The following is a 22,335-nucleotide window of genomic DNA, read 5'->3' as shown; positions in this document are numbered from 1 at the left end:
GTGAGTTCGGGTACCGGTGAGTTCGGGTACCGGTGAGGCGGGTCCGCGCGGCGAGCTGCCGCGCGGACTCGCCGACGACCCGTTCGACTATCGCGTGACGAAGTCGGGCGAGGTCAGGATCACGCGCGGCGGGCACGTGGTGACGGTGCTCGGAGGGGCCGCGGGGGAGCGCCTCGCGGCCCGCTTGGGCGTCGACCCGGTGCAGGACCAGCTGCTGCTCGCGAAGGCGACGGGCAACTACCGGCGGGGCAACGAGCGGCGCTGAGCGGTGCTCGCGCGTGTGCTCGTGCGCCCGCTCGTGCGCCCGCTCGTGCGCTGAGCGCTCGCGCCCGTTCGCGCGCGCTTCACCCACCCGGCGTGGTCCTGCCGCCCCAAGAGTCGAGTGAACGCTTGTACATGAAAAGACTCCTCATTTCATGTACAAGCGTTCACTCGACCTGGTTCTCCGAGGTCGTCGGCTCCATCGGAGATCCCTCACACGGGGCGTTTAGAGCACTCACCACCCTCTTTGGCGCCAACGACTGTGGAATCCGCTACGACCGCCCTGACGCGGGGCCAGGCTCGTACGCATGACCAGATCACTGACCCGGATCCCACCTGAGCTGAGAGGCCGTCCACTCTCCGTCGGGCGCCATGGCGCGGGGTGTCTCAGCAGGGGCGTAACGCAACATCCCAGATTCACGCGTCCGCATCGGGGCATTGCCAGAGTGCGCCACCCCAATTCACCTACGTCGGGTCGAGACGGAATTCAAATGCGGACCGATACGACGCGCATGCGTGCTCTGGCTGCCGAGTATGCACCGCTGCTGCGCGCGGGTGAGGGTTTCAGCCATACTTGTGCGCTGCTCATCCACGGGGTCCCGATCCGGGCGCCATTGGCGGTTCACGTCGTCGCGCCGCTTCCATACGGACAAGTGCGACGACCGCACGTTTTCGGCCATCGGGCTTCAGCACCACTTGCCCTCCACGACGTGAAGGGTCTCCGGTGCGTTTCACCGCTGACTGCGCTTTTCCAATCAGCCGCATTGCTCACCTTCCGCGAGCTGGTGGTGGCCATCGACGCGTTGCTTCTCTCGCGCGGTAGGGAAGGCGAATCGAGCGCAATGGTGTCAGCGCGGGATCTCATCGAAACGCTACGGAAGAGACGAGACCGGGGCATCGTTCGACTCCGTGCGGCGGCCGAGGTCGCGCGAGAAGGCGCGGAGTCGAGGTATGAGACTCTCGTGCGGTTCGAGCTGGCCAGAATGGGGCTCGACGACCTCGAGCTGCAGGTCGACGTCTGCGACCACGAGGGGTACTGGATCGGGCGATTCGACCTTGTCGACCGGATACGGAAGCTCATCATCGAGTACGACGGCGAGCAGCATCGAACGGATCGCGCCCAGTACCTGAAGGACCTTCGGCGGCTCGAACGGGCGCGGGAGGCCGGCTACCGGATTCTGCGTCTACACAAGGAAGACTTTCGGCCGGAGCGGTTGGACGCGACACGGCGGAGACTGTGCGAGTTCCTCGGCCGCGCTCCGGTCCCGGTCGCCCCGCATCTGGCGAGGCTCTTCGCGGAATGCTGATGGGAGCGCAGATGCGAGAGCTGCACCGCGCCGAACCCTCGAGGGGAACGGTGTCGAGAGTCGATTCCAAAGCCGATCCAGGTGCTAGCCAGGTCCGGTCCGGTCCGGTCCGAGCCGGTCCGGTCCGCGCCGAGCCGAGCCCAGCCGGCCCCGGTGAGGTGCTGGCCGGGGCCGACAGGGGCCGCTCGACGGAGCCCTGGCCCCGGCCCTGGCCCCGGCCCGGCCCTGGCCCCGTCCGGCCCTTGGGTTACGCCGCGAGCGCCCGCTCCGAGATCGACTCTCGCGCTTCGATGCGGCCGTCGACCACGGTCACGAGCTCGTCGAGGGCGCCGGCATGCACGAGATCGTGGGTGACCAGCAGCGTCGCCGTGCCGCGTTCGTGCGCGAGACGGGAGATGAGCGCCATGATCTCGGCACCGCGTTCCTGGTCGAGCGCGCTCGTCGGCTCATCGACCAGCAGCACCTCCGGGTCGTGCACCAGACCCCGGGCGATCGCGACACGCTGCCGTTGTCCGCCCGAGAGCTGATGGGGACGCTTGTCCGCATGGGCGGCGAGCCCGACTGCATCGAGGAGCTCGTCCGCTCGAGCGCGGATCGCAGTACGCCGTGCGGAGCGGGCGGACCGGCCCCCGCCCAGTTCCGCCATCGCGAACAGCTGCTCCCGTGCGGTCAGCGACGGCAGCAGGTTCGACTGCTGGAACACGATCCCGATGCGCTCGCGGCGCAACGAGGTCGCTTCGGCGGGGGAGAGCGCTGCGGCGTCGATCGCGTCCGCGCCGTCGCCGATCAGCACGCGCCCGGAATCGGGCCGGATCAGCGTAGCGGCGACGGCGAGCAGGCTCGACTTGCCCGAGCCGGACGGGCCCGTGATCCCGACCACGGAGCCCGATCGGGCCGTGAGCGAGACGCGGTCGACCGCCGTGATGCGGTCGTCGCCGTCGGGGAAGGTGAGGGTGACGTTGTCGAGCTGGATCATCGGTGGCTCCCGAGTGCGGTGAGGGGGTCGGCTGAAGTAACGGAACGGAGGGCGAACGCGGCGCCGGCGAGACCGAGCACCGCCATGATCACGGCGGGGAGCGCCGTGGTGAGCGGGCTGAGCAGGAACGGCAGAGCGCCGCCCGCCAGGGTGCCGAGCCCGACGACGAGGGCGAGACCGACGCCGATGCCGAGCACGAGCACCACGAGCGCCTGGCCGAGCGCATCGCGCACGAGCGATCCGGTGGTGGCGCCGAGCGCCTTCAGCACCGCGATGTCTCCGGCACGCTGCATGGTCCAGACGGTGAAGAACGCGCCGACCACGAGCGCCGAGATACCGAAGAGCATGGCGATCATGAGGCCGAGGGAACCGATCTCCGACTTGAAGGTCTCGAGCGCGCCGAGGCTCGCGAGCGTCGGTTGGGCGACGGTCTTCGTTGACGACGCGACCGCGTCCCAATCGGGGGAGCCCGACACGGCGAGCACGGTCACCGCGTCTCCGCCGGATCCGCCCATGCGCTGCGATGCGGCTTGCCAGGAGGCCGGGGTCATCGCCACGACCGGGGTGTGGCTGTACCAGGCATCCCCGCCGACCTTCGCGACGCGGTACTCGGAACCGGCGATCGAGATCCGGTCACCGGCCGAGGCTCCGAGGTCCTTCGCCGCGCCCGCCGACAGGCCGACCTCGTCGTCCTTCACAGGCGCGAGCCGAACCAGGTCGGTGGATTCGCCGGACCCGCCGGACCCGCCGGACGACGGCGCGGGGAACCCGAAGAGCGCGACTCCGACCGGAGAGCCGCTCGAAGTCGCCGACGAGCTCGCAGAGCCGGACGAATCGACGCCCGCCCCACCGAGCTGCGCCCGGCCCTGCGCGATCCCGACCGGCAGCACCGACGAGACGCCGGGGGCGTCGCGCCACCCCTGCACGGCCTTCGCGTCGATCTCCGAGGTGCCGAACGACGGCGACCCCGAGGAGGGATCCTGCAGCACCAGCCGATCGCCGGGCAACCCCAGCACCGCCGAGACGTTCTGCGACGCGAGCCCGCCGGTCAGCCCGGCGAGGAACCCGACGAGGAGGGTGATGAGGGCGACGACGGCCCCGATGAGCAGGAATCGTCCGCGGGCGAACCGCAGGTCTCTCCAGGCGACGAACACGAGTGGCTTCCTTCCGGCCGCTCGATGCGAGCAGCACCATTCCAGGCTCCTCGCGCGGCGCCCTCGCGTCATCGCCGCTTCGGTCGGTCTTCCCGAGTCGAAAGGATGGCCCACGCTCCAACTTTCGGAGGATGCGTCTTCGCGGCCCCGCGCCTACGCTGGAGATCCATGGCCCACGCGACTCTCACCCCGGTGTTCGTCGGGCTCCGCGTCGGCCTGCACGTGCTGCTCGTGGGGCTCGCGGCGTTCGCCGTCGTGCCCGGGTTCGTCACCGAGCGCTCGAGCGCGCCCTGGGCGCTGCTCATCGCGATCCTCTTCGTCGCGGTCTACGCGGGCGGCGTGCTGCTCCCCAGGAAGCGGGTACCCGCGACGCTCTGGGTCGCCGCGCTCACCCTGCTGTGGGCGGTGCTCGTCTGGCTCGCGCCCGAGGGTGCCTACCTCGTGTTCCCGCTCTTCTTCCTCTACCTGCACGTGCTGCCCGGCGCAGGCGGCATCATCGCCGTCATCGCCTCGACCGCGATCGCGATCCTCGCGCTCGGCCTGCACCTCGGCTTCAGCATCGGCGGGGTCATCGGCCCGCTCGTCGGTGCCGGCGCCGCGATCCTCATCGGTCTCGGCTACCGGGCGCTGGCCCGCGAAGCGGCCGAACGGCAGCAGCTCCTCGACGAACTGCTGCGCACCCGCGAGCGGCTCGCGGCGACGGAACGCGAACAGGGCGCGCTCGCCGAACGCTCCCGCCTCGCACGAGAGATCCACGACACCGTCGCGCAGGGGCTCTCCAGCATCCAGATGCTGCTGCACGCCGCCGAACGCGACGACCCGGCCGGCCCGGGAGCGCGGCACGTGCGCCTGGCCCGGGAGACCGCGGCCGACAGCCTCGCCGAGACCCGGCGGTTCATCCGGGAGCTCGCACCCCCGTCGCTCGACGACGGCTTCGCCGCCGCGCTCCGGCGCCTCGCCGAGGATCAGAGTCGCCGCTCCGGCCTCGTGATCTCGGTCGAGACGCCCGACGAACTGCACCTGCCCATGAGCACGCAGACCGCCCTGCTGCGGATCGCGCAGGGCGCCGTGTCGAACGTCGTACGCCACGCCGCCGCCGGCCGGGCCCAGATCCTGGTCGAGGCGATCGACGGCCGGGTCACGCTCTCCGTGCACGACGACGGCGTCGGCTTCGACCCCGAGCACGTCGCAGCCGGCGGCGGCTCGGCGGACAGCTTCGGCCTGCGCGCCATCGCCGAGCGCGCCCGCCAGCTCGGCGGCACCCTCGTCGTCGAATCCGAACCCGGACGAGGCACCCTGCTGTCCGTGACCCTCGAGAAGGGAGACGCATGATCCGGATCGTGCTCGCCGACGACCACCCCGTGGTGCGCGCCGGCATCCGAGCCCTCCTCGAGGGCGACCCCGAGCTCGAGATCGTCGGGGAGGCCGCGACGCCGGACGAGGCCGTCGCGCTCGCCGCAGCCGACCGGCCCGATGTCGTGCTCATGGACCTCCAGTTCGGGCAGGACCAGACGGGCGCCGACGCGACCCGCAGGATCCGCGCGCTCGCGGGCGCTCCGGCCGTGCTGGTGCTCACCAACTACGACACCGACGGAGACATCCTCGGCGCCGTCGAAGCGGGTGCCAGCGGCTACCTGCTGAAGGATGCTCCGCCGGCGGAGCTGATCGCCGCGATCCGCGCGGCGGCGGCGGGGGAGAGCGCGCTCGCGCCGGCCATCGCCGGGCGCCTGCTCGCGCGGATCCGCACCCCGCAGGCGAGCCTCAGCGCGCGAGAGACCGAGGTGCTGCGCCTCGTCGCCGATGGCGAGAGCAACAGCGCGATCGCGGCCAGATTGCACATCTCCGACGCCACGGTGAAGTCGCACCTGGTGCACATCTTCTCCAAGCTCGGCGTCTCGTCGCGCACCGCCGCCGTCGCGGCTGCGCGCGACCTCGGCGTGCTGCGCTAGCCGCTCCGCGCGGGACCGTTCCACCCGCCGGATCGGCCGGGACCCCGGAAACACGGGGAGGGCCCCGGCCGAAGCCGGGGCCCTCCCCGTGTTCGATCCTCGGATCAGAACTGGTTCATCGTATTGTCCTTGCCGCCGGCCTTGAGGGCCGCGTCGCCGGCGAAGTACTCCTTGTGGTTGTCGCCGATGTCGCTGCCGGCCATGTTCTGGTGCTTGACGGTGGCGATGCCCTGGCGGATCTCCTGGCGCTGCACGTCGCGCACGTAGGTCAGCATGCCCTCGTCGCCGAAGTAGCCCTTCGCGAGGTTGTCGGTCGACAGCGCCGCCGTGTGGTAGGTCGGCAGGGTGATGAGGTGGTGGAAGATGCCGGCACGTGCCGAACCGTCGCGCTGGAAGGTTCGGATCTTCTCGTCGGCGATGCGGGCGAGCTCGGTCTCGTCGTACTCGACGCTCATCAGCTTGTCGCGGTCGTACGCCGACACGTCCTGGCCCTGCTCGACGAGCTGGTCGAAGGCCTGCTGGCGGAAGTTGAGGGTCCAGTTGAACGACGGGCTGTTGTTGTAGACGAGCTTCGCGTTCGGGATGACCTCGCGGATGCGATCCACCATGCTGGCGATCTGCTCGACGTGCGGCTTCTCGGTCTCGATCCACAGCAGGTCCGCGCCGTTCTGCAGCGAGGTGATGCAGTCGAGCACGACGCGGTCCTCGCCGGTGCCCTTGCGGAACTGGTAGAGGTTCGATGCGAGGCGCTTCGGGCGCAGCAGCTTGCCGTCGCGCTTGATCACCACGTCGCCGTTGCCGAGCTCGGCCTCGGAGATCTCCTCGACGTCGAGGAAGGAGTTGTACTGGTCGCCGAGGTCGCCGGGGGTGCTGGTGACGGCGAGCTTCTGGGTGAGGCCGGCGCCGAGCGAGTCGGTGCGCGCGACGATCACGCCGTTGTCGATGCCGAGCTCGAGGAACGCGTAGCGGACCGCGTTGATCTTCGCGATGAAGTCCTCGTGCGGCACGGTGACCTTGCCGTCCTGGTGGCCGCACTGCTTCTCGTCCGAGACCTGGTTCTCGATCTGGATCGCGCAGGCGCCCGCCTCGATCATCTTCTTCGCGAGCAGGTAGGTCGCCTCGGGGTTGCCGAAGCCGGCGTCGATGTCGGCGATGATCGGCACGACGTGCGTCTCGTAGTTGTCGATCTGCGACTGCAGGAACTCGACCGCGGTCTCGTCGCCGGCGGCGCGGGCGTCGTCGAGCTGGGTGAAGAGCAGGTCGAGCTCGCGGGCGTCGGCCTGGCGGAGGAAGGTGTAGAGCTCCTCGATGAGCGCGGGCACCGCGGTCTTCTCATGCATCGACTGGTCGGGCAGCGGGCCGAACTCGGAGCGGAGCGCGGCGACCATCCAGCCCGAGAGGTACAGGTAGCGCTTGTTGGTGGTCTTCAGGTGCTTCTTGATCGAGATCAGCTTCTGCTGGCCGACGAAGCCGTGCCAGACGCCGAGCGACTGGGTGTAGACCGAGGAGTCGTCGTCGTACTCGGCCATGTCGCGGCGCATGATGTCGGCGGTGTACTGGGCGATCTCGAGGCCGGTCCGGAACCGGTTCTGCGCGCGCATGCGGGCCACGTGCTCGGGGTTGATCGCATCCCAGCCGGAGCCGTTCTGGTCCTTCAGGCCTCGTGCGGCTTCGATGTCGTTCTGGAACGCGGTCATGATGACTCCTTGACGTGGATCTTCGGTGATTGATTCCACAATGACCGAGCCCGGGCGCCCGAATCGGCCATTTCTGGGGTGAAGATTCGGCGTATTTCTGCTCGACGGAAAATTTCCGGGTTGCGAGGCGACCCGAAGGGCGGTTTCGGTCGCACTAGGATCGCGGCATGAGCGGACTCTCGGATCGGGCGCAGCTGCGGCTGCGGTGGGGGATCGCGGTCCTGCTGGGGATCGCCGCGGGAGCGATCGCGGGACCGGCGCTCGGTCTCGCCGCGGGGCTGCTCGCGGGCTGGGGCGCGCTCGCCTGCGTGAGCACGATCTGGGTGCTGCTGCAGGTATGGCCCATGGACGCCGACGCGACGCGGGCTCACGCGACCGCGGAGGATCCGAGCCGGCGGATCGCGCGCCTCATCGCCATCGCGGGCAGCGTGGTGAGCCTGGCCGCCGTCGTGATCGTGATGATCCAGGCGCGTCACGCGAGCGGAGCGGCGACCTACTGGCTCGCGGGCATCGCCGTGGTCAGCATCGTGGCGTCGTGGGCGCTGATCCAGATCAACTACCTGCTGCACTTCGCCCGCAGCTACTACGAGGATCGCGGCGACGGCGAGTTCAAGCGGGGCATCGACTTCAACCAGCAGGAACCGCCGGAGTACACCGATTTCGCCTACTTCTCCATCGGACTGGGCATGACCTACCAGGTCGCCGATACGAACGTGACGCGCAACGAGATCCGCCGCATCGTGATCGCCCAGACGACGCTCGCCTACCTCTTCGGCGCGGGGATCCTCGCGACCGTCATCAACCTGGTTTCGGGTCTCGGCTGACGCGTCGCGGTCGCTCCGGAACGCGATGCGCGCCGCGCGGGCGTCCCGCGACCGGCGGCGTCGTGTGAGGATGGAGGCGAACCGGATCGACGGCAGCGAGGGAGCACCGGAATGCACGACACCCAGCAGTGGATCACCGACGGCGGCATCGAGACCGCGCTCGTCGACCGCCTGGGGCAGGACCTGCCCGAGTTCGCCGCGTTCGTGCTGCTCGACAGCGCCGAGGGGCGCCGGGCGCTGCGCGAGTACTACGCGCCCTTCGTCGATCTCGCCGATGCCGCGGGCCTCCCGATCGTGCTCGACACTCCGACCTGGCGCGCGAACCCCGACTGGGGCGCGCTGCTCGGTGCCGACGACGCGCACCTCGAGCGGATCAACGAGGACGCGGCGGCGTTCGTGCGCGAGGTCGCCGACGAGCTCGCTCCCGATGCGGAGGTGGTCGTGAACGGTTGCGTCGGCCCGCGGTACGACGAGTTCGAGGCCGAGCAGCGGATGACCGCGGAAGAGGCCCAGAGCTATCACGCGCCGCAGGTCGCCGCGCTCGCGGCGGCCGGTGCGGATCGGATCACCGCGGTGACGGCGCTCGACGCGGCGGAGGGCATCGGGGTGGCCCGCGCGGCGATGGCGCTCCGGGTGCCCGCGTACGTGTCGTTCACGGTCGGGGCCGACGGACGGCTGGCCGACGGATCCTCGATCGCGGAGGCGATCGCGGTGAGCGATGCGGCCACCGGCGGCGGCATCGAGGCCTACCTCGTCAACTGCGCGCACCCGTCGGAGGTCGCCGCGGGCCTGGGCGACGGCTCCGCCGCCCTGAGCCGGATCGCCGGGTTCCGGCTGAACGCCGCGCGCGACGGCGACGACGGGGCCGGCGACGAGCCGGGGGACTTCGCCGCCGGCGTGCTCGCCCTGCGGGATCTCGCCCCGAACGCGCGAGTGTTCGGCGGCTGCTGCGGTACCGATGCGCCGCACATCGACGCACTCGCAGGACTCCTGCGGGGTGCTCCGGCTTCGAGTCGCTAGGCTGTCCGGGTGACTGATCCGCTGATTCCCGAGCTTGTCGAGACCGAGGTCGAGGTGCCGGAGCGCAATCCGCACCTGGTGCCGTGGATCACGGTCGGCGCGATCGCCGTCGTCGCGATCGTCGTGTCGATCCTCCTGGTGACCTTCGGTCGGGCCGAGAGCATCGCCCCCACCGCAGATCCGAAGCCGTCGACGTCCGAGACGACCTCGCCGTCGCCGTCCACGACTCCCAGCGAGACGCCGACCCCGACCGAGACACCCAAGACCGACGACGTGCCGGCCGTCACGATGGGACCGTCGCAGCGGCTCGCGATCGAGCCCTGGGGCGTGCAGGCGCAGCTGTCCAACAAGTTCGGCAGCTCGCAGTACTCGATCGATGCGCAGCAGAACCTGGTGCTCACCTCGCCGCTGATCGAGAAGCTGCCGGAGTCCTGCGCGGCCATGCGCAAGCAGTTCGGCATCACGAAGGGCACCGACGGCAAGTACGTCGTGCTGCGGCCCGGCGAGAAGTGCGCCGAGGCGCCCGAGCTCTACGACGAGATCTGGGGCCAGCTGGCCGAGACCGTCAAGACGATCAAGCCGCTCTGAGTGACGCCCGCGCGGCCGCGCCGCGCTACTTCGCGGCGGCGAAGAGCGCGGGCCAGATGGCGACCGCGAGCGGATAGCCGACGAAGCTCACGATGTCGAGGATCCAGTGCGCCACGACGAGGGGGAGCGACCGGCCCCAGCGCTGGTAGCACCAGCCGAAGACGAGGCCCATCACGACGTTGCCGATGAAGCCGCCGAAGCCCTGATACAGGTGGTAGGTGCCGCGCAACAGCGCGCTCGACACGATCGTGGCGACTGGGCCGACACCGAGGCGCTTGAGGCGTTCGAAGAGGTAGGCGACCACGATGAGCTCCTCGGTCAGCGCGGCCTTCAGCGCCTGCAGCACCAGCACGGGCACCGTCCACCAGGCGGCGTCGAGCGCGGTCGGGATCACGGTCGCGTTGATGCCGATCGCCTTGGCGAGCACGTAGAACGCCAAACCTGGGATCCCGATGGCGGCGGCGAGCAGGAACCCGCTGCCCGACTCCCGTGCCCACCAGGGGCCGCGCGGTGAACCGGGGACCTGGATCGGGGCGCCGAGTCCGAGCGCGCCCAGGTGCGGCGCCCGTTCGTGCCAGAGCAGGAAGGCGACCAGGGCGACCGGGGCTAGACCGAAGCCGAAGGAGAGCAGCTGGTAGATCAGGTCGAACAGGGGGCGCTCGTCGAGCGGCGAGTTGATGGTCGCGGTCTGCGAGGACAGCGCGGTCGTGCGGGTGAGCCGCTCGACGATGGCGACGATCGCGTAGACGGCCGAGGCGCCGAGCGAGAGCGCGAGCACGATGGCGATCTCCCAGCGGAGCCGGGTTGGGGAGAGCTGCGGGGCCGCGGAGCCCGGAACGCGTTCGGAGGGGAGCACGCGCTCAGCGTACCGGCGAGAGGCTCGGACGAATCCGCGAGAACTGTTCGAACTCGACAAAACCGTCTCCGCGTTCTGGGGGTCGCGCTGTGACTTCCTGGACCTTCGTCACGATTGGGTCGCGATTCGCGCGCGTTGGCCGTTTGTGCAGACGCCTTCCGATTAGGCTCTGGTCGGTTGAACTCCGCGGAGTGCGATGGGGCGTTTTCGATGCCCGGGGCACCTCCGCGGAATCTGAACAAGGAGGAATATCTTGAAGCGAACTCGGATCGGCCTGGGGCTCATCGCCCTCGCCGCAGCGGGCTCACTTGCACTCGCGGGCTGCTCGTCGTCGAGCACCGGCGGAGACAAGGGATCGACGCCCAAGGGCGACGCGTCGGCCATCATCACCACTGACGGATCCGAGCCGGAAAGCGGCCTGATCCCCAGCGACACCAACGAGGTGGGCGGCGGAAAGATCCTCGACGCGATCTTCGCCGGCCTGGTGTACTACGACGCGAAGGGCAAGCCTCACAACGAGGTCGCCGAGTCGATCGACACCAAGGACTCGAAGGTCTTCACCATCAAGCTGAAGGCCGACCAGAAGTTCACCAACGGTGACCCGGTCGACGCCGACTCGTTCGTCAACGCGTGGAACGACGCTGCGAAGCTGTCGAACGCGCGCAAGAACTCGAGCTGGTTCGCCAACATCGAGGGCTTCGACGACAAGAAGGACGCCAAGCTCACCGGTCTCAAGGTCGTCGATCCGACCACCTTCGAGGTCACGCTGAAGTCGGCGCAGTCGGACTTCCCGCTGCAGCTCGGCTACTCGTCGTTCTACCCGGTCCCGAAGTCGGGCTTCGACGCCCAGGGCAACGTGACCAAGGAGTTCGGTCAGAACCCGATCGGCAACGGCACCTACAAGGTCGCGCCGAAGGGCTGGGTGCACAAGCAGCAGATCGAGCTCGTCAAGAACGATGAGTACAAGGGTGACCGCGAGGCGCAGAACGCCGGCGTGACGATCAAGTTCTACGACTCGTTCGATGCCGCGTACGCGGACCTGCAGGGCGGTCACCTCGACGTGCTCGACCAGATCCCGGATTCGGCCGCTGCGACGTTCCAGACCGACCTGGGCGACCGCGCGGTCAACCAGGGCGCTGCGATCTTCCAGTCGTTCACGATCCCGGCTCGCCTGCCGCACTTCAGCGGCAAGGAGGGCGAGCTGCGCCGCGCTGCGATCTCGCACGCGATCAACCGCGACCAGATCACCGACAAGATCTTCTCGAAGACCCGCCAGACGGCGACCGACTGGTCGGCTCCGGTGATCGAGGGTCACAGCAAGGATCTTGCGGGCGCTGACGTGCTGAAGTACGACCCGAAGAAGGCGAAGGAGCTGTGGGCCGAGGCCGACAAGATCTCCAAGTGGTCGGGCAAGTTCCAGATCGCCTACAACGCCGACGGCCCCCACCAGGGCTGGGTCGATGCCGTGACCAACGACATCAAGAACTCGCTCGGCATCGAGGCTTCGGGCGCTCCGAACCCGCTGTTCGGCGACTTCCGCCAGTCGATCACCGATCGCAAGATCCAGACCGCGTTCCGCTCGGGCTGGCAGGGCGACTACCCGGGTCTGTACAACTTCCTGGCTCCGCTGTACCAGACCGGTGCATCCTCGAACGACGGCGACTACTCGAACCCCGAGTTCGACAAGACGCTCGCCGAGGGTCTCGCCGCGAAGGACGTCGCGGCGGCGAACAAGAAGTTCGACGACGCGCAGGAGATCCTGTTCAAGGATCTGCCGGCGATCCCGCTGTGGTACCAGAACGCATCGGGCGGTTTCGGCGAGGGCGTCAACAACGTCACCTTCGGCTGGAACTCGGTGCCGCTGTACTACCAGATCACCAAGACGGCTGCGAAGTAACGCCGCCTGATGAGGCCCCGGGCGCACCCGCCCGGGGCCTCACCCCGTCACGCCGCATCCGGCAGACCAGACGGGCCACAAGCCCGGCGCAGCACACTGACGACTGCGGACAGAGAAGTCCGGAATTCGTTTTGCGCCCCGACTGCGAGAGAATACGCAACATGTCTACTCAGATCGATCGGGGGAGGGGAGCAGCCGCATGCTGAGATACGTCCTCTTCCGGATCCTGCAAACGATCCCGGTGCTCCTCGGCACCACGTTCCTCATCTACTTCCTGGTCTTCGCCATGCCCGGCGACCCGGTGCTCACCCTGTTCGGCGACAAGACGCCGAGCCCCGAGGTGCTCGCCCAGATCAAACACCAGTACCACCTGGACCAGCCCTTCATCGTGCAGTATCTGCTGTACGTCGGCGGCATCTTCCGCGGCGACCTCGGCATGACCTTCTCGGGTCAGCAGGTCAGCGAGGTGCTCGCGACGACCTTCCCGGTGACCATCCGCCTCGCCCTCATGGCGATCGTGATCGAGCTCGTGCTCGCGATCTCGATCGGCCTCATCTCGGGTCTGCGCAAGGGCAAGTTCTTCGACAACATCAGCCTCATCATCGGTCTGATCATGATGAGCGTGCCGATCTTCGTGATCGCGTTCGTCGGCCAGTACTTCCTCGGCATCAAATGGCCGATCTTCCGCACCACGGTCGGCGTCGGCGCCCCGTTCCAGGATCTGATCCTGCCGGCGCTCGTGCTCGGCGTCTCGCTGTACGCGACGAGCATGCGCCTCACACGCGCCTCGGTGATCGACACGCTGAACCAGGACTTCGTGCGCACGGCGTACGCCAAGGGCCTGAGCCGCAGCCGCGTCATCCCCGTGCACGTGCTGCGCAACTCGCTGATCCCCACGCTGACCAACACCGCCACCAACTTCGGCGTGCTCATGGTCGGTGCGACGGTGACCGAGGGCATCTTCAACGTGCCCGGCGTCGGCAACACGCTGTTCCGCTCGATCCGCCTGGGCGAGAACACCACCGTGGTCTCGTTCGTCACCGTGATGGTGCTGATCTACCTCTTCGTCAACCTCTTCGTTGACCTGCTCTACGCCGTGCTCGACCCGAGGATCCGTTATGCCTGAGTCCACGAACCCGAAGCTCGAACACTTCGTCGCCCCGGTCGACGAGACTCCGGTCGCCGCGGTCGACGCGCCCAAGCTCGACGAGCGCCGCTCCGGCCTCTGGATCGACGCGTGGCGCGACATCCGCAAGCGCCCGATGTTCTACGTGTCGGTCGCCCTCCTCGCCGTGGTGCTCGCCGCAGCGTTCTTCCCGCAGCTGTTCACCTCCTTCTCGCCCACCAAGTGCGACCTGTCGATGAGCAACACCGGCCCCACCGCGGGCCACCCGTTCGGCTTCACCAAGCAGGGCTGCGACATCTACTCGCGCGTCGTCCACGGCACCTCGACCTCCGTGTCGGTGGGGCTCATCTCGACGCTGCTCATCTTCGTGCTCGGCACGATCATGGGCGCGATCGCCGGCTTCTTCGGCGGCTGGGTCGACGGCGTGCTCTCGCGCATCGGCGACATCTTCTTCTCGATCCCCTACATCCTCGCGGCGGTCCTCGTCATGGGCATGTTCAAGGAGTACCGCAACATCTGGACCATCTCGCTCGCCATCGGCCTGTTCGCCTGGGCGTCGAGCGCGCGCGTGCTGCGCGCCGAGGTGCTGCGCGTGAAGCCGGCCGACTACGTCACCGCGTCCAAGGCGCAGGGACTCGGTCCGTGGACGACCCTGTGGCGCCACGTGCTGCCGAACTCGATGGCTCCGATGATCGTCGTCTCGACGCTCTCGCTCGCGGCTTCGATCGTCGCCGAAGCGGTGCTGTCGTTCCTGGGCGTCGGCCTCGGCTCCGACGTCATGTCCTGGGGCAACGACATCGCGGCGGCTCAGGGCGACCTCCGCACCGCACCGATGAACCTCATCTACCCGTCCATCGCGCTGTCGCTCACGGTGCTCGCCTTCATCCTGCTCGGCGAGCTCCTGCGCGACGCGCTCGACCCGAAGGCGAGGGCGCAGCGATGAGCGAGCAGCAGCCGATCCTCAGCGTGCGCGACCTCAAGGTCGCGTTCGGCACGAAGAAGAAGCAGAACGAGGTGCTGCACGGCGTCGGCTTCGACGTCTACCCCGGCGAGACCGTCGCGATCGTCGGCGAGTCCGGTTCCGGCAAGTCGACCACCATGCACGCGGTTATCAACCTGCTGCCCGGCACCGGCAAGGTGACCGGCGGCTCGGTGCAGTGGAACGGGCGCGAGCTCGTCGGCATCGGTCGCAAGGAGATGGAGTCGATCCGCGGTCGCGAGATCGGTCTCGTGCCGCAGGACCCGATGTCGAACCTGAACCCGGTGTGGTCGGTCGGCTTCCAGGTCGAGGAGGCGATCCGTGCGAACGGGCTCGCCTCGGGCAAGAAGGCCGTGCACGCGCGCGCCGTCGAGGTGCTCGAGCAGGCCGGCCTGCAGAACGCCGAGCAGCGCATGAAGCAGTACCCGCACCAGTTCTCGGGCGGCATGAAGCAGCGCGCGCTGATCGGTATCGGTCTGGCCGCGAACCCCGAACTGCTGATCGCGGACGAGCCCACCTCGGCGCTCGACGTGACCGTGCAGCGCGTGGTGCTGAACCACCTCGAGACGCTCACGAAGGAGCTCGGCACCGCCGTGGTCTTCATCACGCACGACCTCGGCCTCGCAGCCGAGCGCGCGGAGAAGCTCATCGTGATGTACAAGGGCAACATCGTCGAGTCGGGCCCGAGCCGCGAGATCCTGCAGAACCCGCAGCACCCCTACACCCGTCGACTGGTGTCCGCGGCTCCGAGCCTCGCATCGCGTCGCATCGGTGCCGACGCGAGCCTGCCCGCGGCCCCCACCTCGACGTTCGACGTCGCGGCGCTGGCCGAGAGCACGGAGCGCAAGATCGGCGAGCCGCTGATCGAGGTCGAGGGCCTGCGCAAGGTCTACAAGCTGCGCAAGGGCAACTTCGGCTCCGAGGACTTCGTCGCGGTCGACAATGCGACCTTCACGATCAACCGGGGCGAGACGCTCGCGCTGGTGGGCGAGTCCGGTTCGGGCAAGTCGACGATCGCGAAGATGGTGCTGCAGCTCGAGGACGCGACCGCCGGAACGATCAAGATCGAGGGCCGCGACACGTCGAAGCTGAACGGCCGCGAGCTGTTCAACCTGCGGCGCACGCTGCAGCCCGTGTTCCAGGATCCGTACGGCTCGCTCGACCCGCTGTACAACATCGGCAACACGATCATGGAGCCGCTGAAGATCCACAACGTGGGCGATGCGGCGAGCCGCAAGGCGCGCATGTACGAGCTGCTCGATCAGGTCTCGCTGCCGCGCGAGGTCGCGACCCGCTACCCGAACGAGCTCTCGGGCGGTCAGCGGCAGCGCGTCGCGGTCGCCCGCGGCCTGGCGCTCAAGCCCGACATCCTCGTGCTCGACGAGGCCGTGTCGGCGCTCGACGTGCTGGTGCAGGCGCAGATCCTCGATCTGCTCGCCGAGCTGCAGCGCGACCTGGGGCTGACCTACCTGTTCATCACGCACGACCTCGCGGTCGTGCGCCTGATCGCGGATCGCGTGTGCGTGATGCAGCAGGGCAAGATCGTGGAGCAGGCGACCACCGACGAGGTGTTCGAGAACCCGCAGCAGGAGTACACCAGGAACCTGCTGGCGGCGATCCCGGGCGCCAGCATCGAACTCGGCGTCGAGCCCACCGCGAACGAGGACTACGTCCCGCACCAGGACCCGGCTCCTGAGCGGAGCGCTCCCGCTGATGCCGCGATGGGGGAGGCCGCCCGCCACAGCACGGACGGCAGCCTCGGCGGTTTCTGACCGGCACACCGACGCGGCAGCGGGGCGGGATCCTTCGGGATCCCGCCCCGCTGCCGTATCCGGGTACCGAAGTTGTCACGATTGCGACAACGCGGTTCGCGAGAGCGGAGACGGATCGCTATGATCGGGCTGTCTCTCCGCGTGGAAACGTCGCCGCATCGATGCGTCGACGTGAATGCGGACCTAACTCATGTAATGGAGCAAGAGTGAAACTTTCACGGACTGGAACTGGCGCAATCGCGCTCGTGGCCACGGGAGCCCTGCTGCTCACCGGTTGCGCACAGGGCGGTGGCACTGGCGGCGGTGGCACCGGCAGCGGATCGATCACGGTGGGCACGACCGACGTCGTGACCGCGCTCGACCCGGCAGGCTCGTACGACAACGGCTCGTTCGCGGTGATGACGAACGTCTTCCCGATGCTGATGAACCACCCGATCGGCAAGTCCGAGGTGGAGCCCGACATCGCGACCTCGGCAGAGTTCACGTCGCCGACCGAGTACACGGTGAAGCTGAAGAAGGGGCTCAAATTCGCGAACGGGCACGATCTCACGAGCTCGGACGTGAAGTTCACCTTCGACCGCCAGGTCAAGATCGCCGATCCCAGCGGCCCGTCGAGCCTGCTCGCGAACATCGCCAGCGTGGACGCGAAGGATCCGGAGACGGTCGTGTTCCACCTCAAGGAGGGCAACGACCAGACCTTCCCGCAGATCCTCTCCACTCCGGCGGCCCCGATCGTCGACGAAGAGGTCTTCCCGGCCGACAAGCTCGCGAGCGATGACGAGATCGTCAAGGGCAAGGCCTTCGCCGGCCAGTACACGCTCGAGGCGTTCAAGAAGAACGAGCTCGCCTCCTACAAGGCCTATGACGGCTACCAGGGCATGTGGGGCAAGCCGAAGACCGCCAGCGTGAACGTCAAGTACTTCGCCAAGGAGCCGAACCTCAGCCAGGCCATCCAGACGAAGGCCATCGACGTGGCCTTCCGCAGCCTGCCTGCGGCCGACATCGCGAAGTTCCGGAACACCAAGGGCCTGAAGATCGTGCAGGGCCCCGGCGGTGCGATCCGCTACATCGTCTTCAACTTCGAGACCCAGCCCTTCGGCTCGAAGACGCCGGAGGCCGATCCGAAGAAGGCGCTCGCGGTTCGCCAGGCCGCGGCCGATCTCGTCGATCGCGAGAAGATCGCCAAGCAGGTCTACGAGGGCACCTTCAGCCCGCTCTACAGCCAGGTCGCGCAGGGCTTCACGGGCGCCACCGAGTCCTTCAAGGGCGAGTACGGCGACAAGAAGGGCGGCCCCGACGCCGCCGCCGCCAAGAAGGCGCTCACGGACGCCGGCGTGCAGATGCCGGTCACGCTGAAGCTGCAGTACAACCCCGACCACTACGGCGACAAGTCCTCCGAGGAGTACGCGCTCGTCAAGCAGCAGCTCGAAGCCGACGGCGTGTTCAAGGTCGACCTGCAGTCGACCGAGTGGGGCCAGTACAGCGCCGACTTCCCGAAGGACGTCTACCCGGTGTTCCAGCTCGGCTGGTTCCCCGATTTCTCCGATGCGGACAACTACCTGAGCCCGTTCTTCACCAAGGGCGGCGGCTTCACGAACAACCACTACGCGAATGAGGAGGTCGACGCGCTCATCAAGAAGCAGCGCGCGGTCACCGACAAGGCCGAGCGGACCAAGGACATCGAGCAGATCCAGGATCTCGTGGCCAAGGACGCCCCGATCATCCCGCTGCTGCAGGGTGACCAGGTCGCAGTGACCGTCGACGGTGTCGAGGGCGTCACCCTCGATGCCTCGTTCAAGTTCCGTCTGGGAACGCTGACGAAGAAGTAGTCGACGGCCGTGCACGGAGAGCGGAGCAGCATCGGATCGGTGCGGCTCCGCTCTTCGGGCGTGGCGGACGCATCTGCGCAGCACTGAAACAGCGATTTCGTTCATGACGACGCTCAACGCTCCCGCGGCCGAGGCCGCGTCACCGGGACCCGGCAAGGGCCCCGGTCCGAAGAAGCCCCGCGGCGGGGGAGGCGGCCTCGGCCGGTACATCGCCTGGCGGGCGATTCTCATCATCCCCACCGTGTTCATCCTGGTCACGATGGTGTTCCTGCTCATGCGGACCATCGGCGACCCGATCACCACTTCGATGGGCGGCAAACTGCCGCCCGACGAACTCGCGAAGCGGATCCACGAGGCCGGCTACGACCGGCCGATCCTCGTGCAGTACTTCGAGTACCTGGGCCGTATCTTCACGGGCGACTTCGGCACCACCATCAGCGACAAGCTGCCGGTCACCGAGGTCATGCTCACCTACGGCGCCGCGACCCTCGAGCTCGCGATCTACACGCTCATCGTGGCGTTCATCGTCGGCATCCCGCTCGGCATGCTCGCGGCCCACTACCGGGATCGGGCCCCCGATGCCGGCCTGCGCGTGTTCGCGATCTTCACCTACGCCACCCCGGTGTTCTTCTCCGGTCTGCTGATGAAGCTCATCTTCGGCGTCTGGCTCGGTTGGCTTCCGACGAGCGGCCGCGCCTCGGTCGGCACCGAGCTGCAGATCTCGCTGCTGCCGGATCCGAGCGGCATCTACCTGATCGACGCCCTTCGGCTCGGCGATCCGGCCGCGGTCGGCGACGTGCTCGCGCACGCGATCCTGCCCGCCCTCACGCTCGGACTCATGACCGCGGGCGTGTTCCTGCGGCTCGTGCGCACGAACATGATCGGCACGCTCGGCAGGGAGTACATCGAATCGGGCCGCTCGCGCGGCGTGCGGGAGTTCCGGCTCGTCACCAAGCACGCCTACCGTCCGGCGCTGATCCCGATCATCACGGTGATCGGGCTGCAGATCGCGATGCTGCTGGGCGGCGCGGTGCTCACCGAGAGCACCTTCGAGTGGAAGGGGCTCGGATTCCAGCTGGCCCACTATCTGAGCGCGCGCGACTTCATCGCGGTGCAGGGGATCGTGGCGCTGCTGGCCGTGATCGTCGCACTGAGCAACTTCGTGGTCGACATCATCGCCGCGCTCATCGATCCGCGAGTGAGGTACTGAGATGACGACGGAAGCAATCCTGACCGCGCCCCGTCCCAGCAGCAAGGACCGCGGCTGGCGCACCTGGCCGATCATCAAGCAGCTGCGCCAGAGCGTCGGTCTGCAGCGGGGGATGCTGGTGACCGGTCTCGCGATCGTCGCCGCGTTCATCGTGCTCGCGGCGCTCGCCCCGCTCATCGCCCCGTTCGGCTTCAACCAGTTGTCCGGGCCGAGCGGCGATTTCGGCTCCCTCGAGGCGCCGTCGTCGACGCACCTCTTCGGGACCACGGTGGCGGGCTACGACGTGCTGTCGCGTGTCATCTGGGGTTCGCGCACGGCGCTGCTGGTCATCGTGATCGCGGTGCTCAGCTCGATCTTCGTCGGTACGCTGCTCGGTCTCGTCTCGGGCTACATCGGCGGAGCGCTCGACCGCGTGCTCACGGTCGTCACCGACGCGATCTACGCGTTCCCGTCGCTGCTGCTGGCGATCGTCATGTCGATCGTGATCTCCGGCGGGCAGTCGAGCCTGTGGGGCGGCATCTGGTCGGCCGCGCTGTCGATCACCGTGGTGTTCATCCCGCAGTACTTCCGGGTGGTGCGCAGTGAGGTCGTCCGCGTCAAGGCCGAGGCCTTCGTCGAATCGGCGCGCGTCGTCGGCGCGAGCCGCTGGCGGATCATGTTCACGCATGTGATGCGCAACTCCACGCGTTCGCTGCCGCTCGTGTTCACCCTGAACGCTTCGGAGGCGATCCTGACCCTCGCGGGCCTCGGCTTCCTGGGCTTCGGCATCGAGCCGAACTCCGCGGCCGAGTGGGGCTACGACCTGAACAAGGCCGTGAACGACGTGTCGAACGGGGTCTGGTGGACGAGCCTGTGGCCGGGCCTCGCGATCGTGCTGATCGTGCTCGGCCTGACGCTCGCGGGCGAGAGCCTCAACGATCTCGCCGATCCGCGGCTGCGCAGCCGCCGCCGGGTGAAGGCCGGCAGCGGTGCGGTCGCAGCGACCTCGGTCGGCGCGCTGCTCGCGGCCGAGCCGGTTCGGGGTGCGGCCGGAGCCGCGGCCCCCGATGGAACCACTGCGGACGAAGGGGGCGAACGATGAGCGCGACGACGCGGAACAGTGCCGGAGCAGTGCTCGAGATCCAGGATCTGGGCGTCACGTTCGCGACCGACCACGGCCCGGTGCGGGCCGTCGACGGCGTCTCGCTGTCGATCTCGCCCGGCCGCGTGCTCGCGGTCGTCGGCGAGTCGGGATCCGGCAAGACCGTGACCGCACGGACCGTGCTCGGGCTGCTGCCCGAGACCGCGGTGTCGCAGGGCGCGGTCGTGCTGCGCACCCGCGACGGCTCGGGATCGAACGAGATCCTGCGGCTGTCCGACGAGCAGCTGCGCGCCGTGCGCGGACGCGACGTCGCGATGGTGTTCCAGGAGGCCTCGACGGCGCTCAATCCGGTCTTCACGATCGGGTGGCAGATCGCCGAGGGCCTGCGGGCCCACGAGAAGCTCTCGAAGAAGGAGGCGCGCGCCCGGGCGATCGAGGTGCTCGGCCGCGTCGGGATCCCGGACCCCGAGGAGCGGGTGGACTATTACCCGCACCAGCTGTCGGGCGGGCAGAAGCAGCGCGTCATGATCGCGATGGCGCTCTCGCTGAACCCCGGGCTCATCGTCGCCGACGAACCGACCACCGCTCTCGACGTGACGGTGCAGGCCGAGATCCTCGACCTGCTGCGGAAGCTGCGCGACGACTTCGGCATCGCGATCCTGCTCATCACCCACAACATGGGGGTCGTGGCCGATCTGGCCGACGACGTCGCGGTGATGTACCAGGGCGAGCTCGTGGAGCAGGCGCCGGTGGCGGAGCTCTTCGCGAATCCGCGTGAGCAGTACACGAAGGATCTGCTCGGCGCGGTGCTGCGGCTCGGCGACCGGAGCATCCGGACCCGAGCCCGCGATGCGGTTCCCGACGGCGACTCCGCTGCGGGATCCGCCCGCGGAGAGGTGCTCGTGGCCGCTCAGGGCCTGGAGATCCAGTACCCGGGTCGGCTCGGTCGGCCGGGATTCCTGGCCGTCCGCGGGGTCGACTTCGAGATCGCGGCGGGCGAGGTCTACAGCCTCGTCGGCGAATCGGGATCGGGCAAGTCGACCATCGGCCGCGCCATCGCGGGGCTCACCGCGGCGACCGGTGGATCGCTGCGGGTGCTCGGGCACGAGATGGTGGGCTTGAAGGAGCGCAGATTCCGCGCGGCCCGCCGCGACATCGGGTTCGTGTTCCAGGATCCGGCGTCGAGCTTCAACCCGCTGCTGACCATCGCCGACAACGTCGCCGAACCGCTCGTGGTGCACCGCATCGCGCGGAACCCCGCGGCGGCGCGGAAGCGCGTCGACGAGCTGCTCGAAGCGGTGCAGCTGCCGCGCAGCTACGGCGACCGGTTCCCGCACGAGCTCTCGGGCGGTCAGCGTCAGCGCGCCTCGCTCGCGCGCGGACTCGCGCTCGATCCGAAGCTGCTGATCGCCGACGAGCCGACCTCGGCGCTCGACGTGTCGGTGCAGGCGCGCGTGCTCGAACTGTTCGCCGAGCTGCAGCGCGAACTCGGCTTCGCATCGCTGTTCATCACGCACGATCTCGCGGTGGTGGATGCGCTGGCCGACCGGGTCGGCGTGCTGTACCACGGCGAGCTCGTGGAGGTCGGCAGCTGCGCCGAGGTGCTCCGGGCGCCGACGCATCCCTACACGCAGCGGCTGCTGGCGTCGCTGCCCGTACCGGATCCGGCGGAGCAGGCCGTGCGGCGCGAGGCCGCCCGGCGCACGCGGGAGGTGCCGGGGGCCTAGGCCCGGTCCGCATCGAGCGTCCCAGCGCGACCCCCGCCCCGTTTGTCCGGTATCCCGGACGATGGTGGCGGGGGTCGCGTTG

Annotated in this window: 19 protein-coding genes; 15 read left to right on the top strand and 4 right to left on the bottom strand. The window is 68.6% G+C overall.

Going from position 1 to position 22,335, the window contains the following annotated elements; genetic code table 11:
• Positions 1-16: 16 nt before the first annotated feature.
• Entirely contained in the window at positions 17-265 is a 249-nt protein-coding gene (locus tag XM48_RS10240) for a hypothetical protein (RefSeq protein ID WP_231580864.1), read from the top strand.
• A gap of 760 nt (positions 266-1,025) precedes the next feature.
• Entirely contained in the window at positions 1,026-1,568 is a 543-nt protein-coding gene (locus XM48_RS18295; protein WP_052961435.1) for a DUF559 domain-containing protein, read from the top strand.
• Between the two features lie 247 nt (positions 1,569-1,815).
• Here XM48_RS18295 and XM48_RS10230 read toward each other — a convergent pair whose 3' ends face one another.
• Both XM48_RS10230 and XM48_RS10225 read right to left on the bottom strand, forming a co-directional pair.
• On the bottom strand, positions 1,816-2,544 hold the full coding sequence (locus XM48_RS10230) for an ABC transporter ATP-binding protein (protein ID WP_046455718.1): 729 nt from the start codon (positions 2,542-2,544) through the stop codon (positions 1,816-1,818).
• The gene (locus tag XM48_RS10225) at positions 2,541-3,698 is read right to left on the bottom strand and encodes an ABC transporter permease (RefSeq protein WP_046455717.1); all 1,158 of its coding nucleotides are present in this window, start codon (positions 3,696-3,698) and stop codon (positions 2,541-2,543) included. Before XM48_RS10225 ends, XM48_RS10230 begins: the two co-directional genes overlap by 4 nt.
• 168 nt (positions 3,699-3,866) lie before the next feature.
• Here XM48_RS10225 and XM48_RS10220 point away from each other — a divergent pair, with 168 nt between their 5' ends.
• Both XM48_RS10220 and XM48_RS10215 read left to right on the top strand, forming a co-directional pair.
• Complete coding sequence (locus tag XM48_RS10220) at positions 3,867-5,030, top strand: sensor histidine kinase (protein WP_046455716.1); 1,164 nt, start codon at positions 3,867-3,869, stop codon at positions 5,028-5,030.
• A complete protein-coding gene (locus XM48_RS10215; protein WP_046455715.1) occupies positions 5,027-5,647 on the top strand; it encodes a response regulator transcription factor in 621 nt (206 codons plus the stop codon). Before XM48_RS10220 ends, XM48_RS10215 begins: the two co-directional genes overlap by 4 nt.
• A gap of 104 nt (positions 5,648-5,751) precedes the next feature.
• Here the strand turns inward: XM48_RS10215 and XM48_RS10210 are convergent, their stop codons facing one another.
• Positions 5,752-7,344: an isocitrate lyase gene (locus XM48_RS10210; protein ID WP_046455714.1), complete on the bottom strand. Its 1,593-nt coding sequence runs from the start codon at positions 7,342-7,344 to the stop codon at positions 5,752-5,754.
• A 167-nt stretch (positions 7,345-7,511) separates the two neighbouring features.
• On the opposite strand from XM48_RS10210, the gene XM48_RS10205 reads away from it, so the two are divergent.
• The 3 genes from XM48_RS10205 to XM48_RS10195 all read left to right on the top strand — a co-directional run bounded on the left by XM48_RS10205 (position 7,512) and on the right by XM48_RS10195 (position 9,776).
• Positions 7,512-8,168 (top strand): DUF1345 domain-containing protein, encoded by a 657-nt coding sequence (locus tag XM48_RS10205; RefSeq protein ID WP_046455713.1) that lies wholly within the window; start codon positions 7,512-7,514, stop codon positions 8,166-8,168.
• A 111-nt stretch (positions 8,169-8,279) separates the two neighbouring features.
• Positions 8,280-9,188, top strand: coding sequence for a homocysteine S-methyltransferase family protein (locus XM48_RS10200; protein WP_046455712.1), 909 nt, complete (start codon positions 8,280-8,282; stop codon positions 9,186-9,188).
• A gap of 9 nt (positions 9,189-9,197) precedes the next feature.
• A complete protein-coding gene (locus tag XM48_RS10195; RefSeq protein WP_046455711.1) occupies positions 9,198-9,776 on the top strand; it encodes a hypothetical protein in 579 nt (192 codons plus the stop codon).
• Positions 9,777-9,801: 25 nt separating this feature from the next.
• Here the strand turns inward: XM48_RS10195 and XM48_RS10190 are convergent, their stop codons facing one another.
• On the bottom strand, positions 9,802-10,632 hold the full coding sequence (locus XM48_RS10190) for a CPBP family intramembrane glutamic endopeptidase (RefSeq protein ID WP_046455710.1): 831 nt from the start codon (positions 10,630-10,632) through the stop codon (positions 9,802-9,804).
• A gap of 253 nt (positions 10,633-10,885) precedes the next feature.
• Here XM48_RS10190 and XM48_RS10185 point away from each other — a divergent pair, with 253 nt between their 5' ends.
• The 8 genes from XM48_RS10185 to XM48_RS10150 all read left to right on the top strand — a co-directional run bounded on the left by XM48_RS10185 (position 10,886) and on the right by XM48_RS10150 (position 22,253).
• Positions 10,886-12,529 (top strand): ABC transporter substrate-binding protein, encoded by a 1,644-nt coding sequence (locus XM48_RS10185; RefSeq protein ID WP_046455709.1) that lies wholly within the window; start codon positions 10,886-10,888, stop codon positions 12,527-12,529.
• A gap of 199 nt (positions 12,530-12,728) precedes the next feature.
• Complete coding sequence (locus XM48_RS10180) at positions 12,729-13,655, top strand: ABC transporter permease (RefSeq protein ID WP_046455708.1); 927 nt, start codon at positions 12,729-12,731, stop codon at positions 13,653-13,655.
• On the top strand, positions 13,648-14,598 hold the full coding sequence (locus XM48_RS10175; RefSeq protein WP_046455707.1) for an ABC transporter permease: 951 nt from the start codon (positions 13,648-13,650) through the stop codon (positions 14,596-14,598). The genes XM48_RS10180 and XM48_RS10175 overlap by 8 nt, the downstream gene beginning before the upstream one ends.
• Positions 14,595-16,406 carry an ABC transporter ATP-binding protein gene (locus XM48_RS10170; protein ID WP_084821112.1) on the top strand — a complete coding sequence of 604 codons (1,812 nt, stop codon included), beginning with the start codon at positions 14,595-14,597 and terminating at the stop codon, positions 16,404-16,406. Before XM48_RS10175 ends, XM48_RS10170 begins: the two co-directional genes overlap by 4 nt.
• A gap of 245 nt (positions 16,407-16,651) precedes the next feature.
• A complete protein-coding gene (locus tag XM48_RS10165) occupies positions 16,652-18,235 on the top strand; it encodes an ABC transporter substrate-binding protein (RefSeq protein WP_369699854.1) in 1,584 nt (527 codons plus the stop codon).
• Between the two features lie 103 nt (positions 18,236-18,338).
• Positions 18,339-19,445: an ABC transporter permease gene (locus XM48_RS10160; protein ID WP_046455705.1), complete on the top strand. Its 1,107-nt coding sequence runs from the start codon at positions 18,339-18,341 to the stop codon at positions 19,443-19,445.
• A gap of 1 nt (position 19,446) precedes the next feature.
• The gene (locus tag XM48_RS10155; protein WP_046455704.1) at positions 19,447-20,526 is read left to right on the top strand and encodes an ABC transporter permease; all 1,080 of its coding nucleotides are present in this window, start codon (positions 19,447-19,449) and stop codon (positions 20,524-20,526) included.
• Positions 20,523-22,253, top strand: coding sequence for an ABC transporter ATP-binding protein (locus tag XM48_RS10150; protein ID WP_046455703.1), 1,731 nt, complete (start codon positions 20,523-20,525; stop codon positions 22,251-22,253). Before XM48_RS10155 ends, XM48_RS10150 begins: the two co-directional genes overlap by 4 nt.
• The last annotated feature ends 82 nt before the right edge of the window (positions 22,254-22,335 follow it).

Source organism: Leucobacter sp. Ag1 (assembly GCF_000980875.1).
In the GTDB taxonomy this organism is placed as follows: Bacteria; Actinomycetota; Actinomycetes; order Actinomycetales; family Microbacteriaceae; genus Leucobacter; species Leucobacter iarius.
The sequence above is the reverse complement of the archived record's forward strand: the minus strand, read 5'-3'. Positions and strand labels throughout refer to the sequence as shown.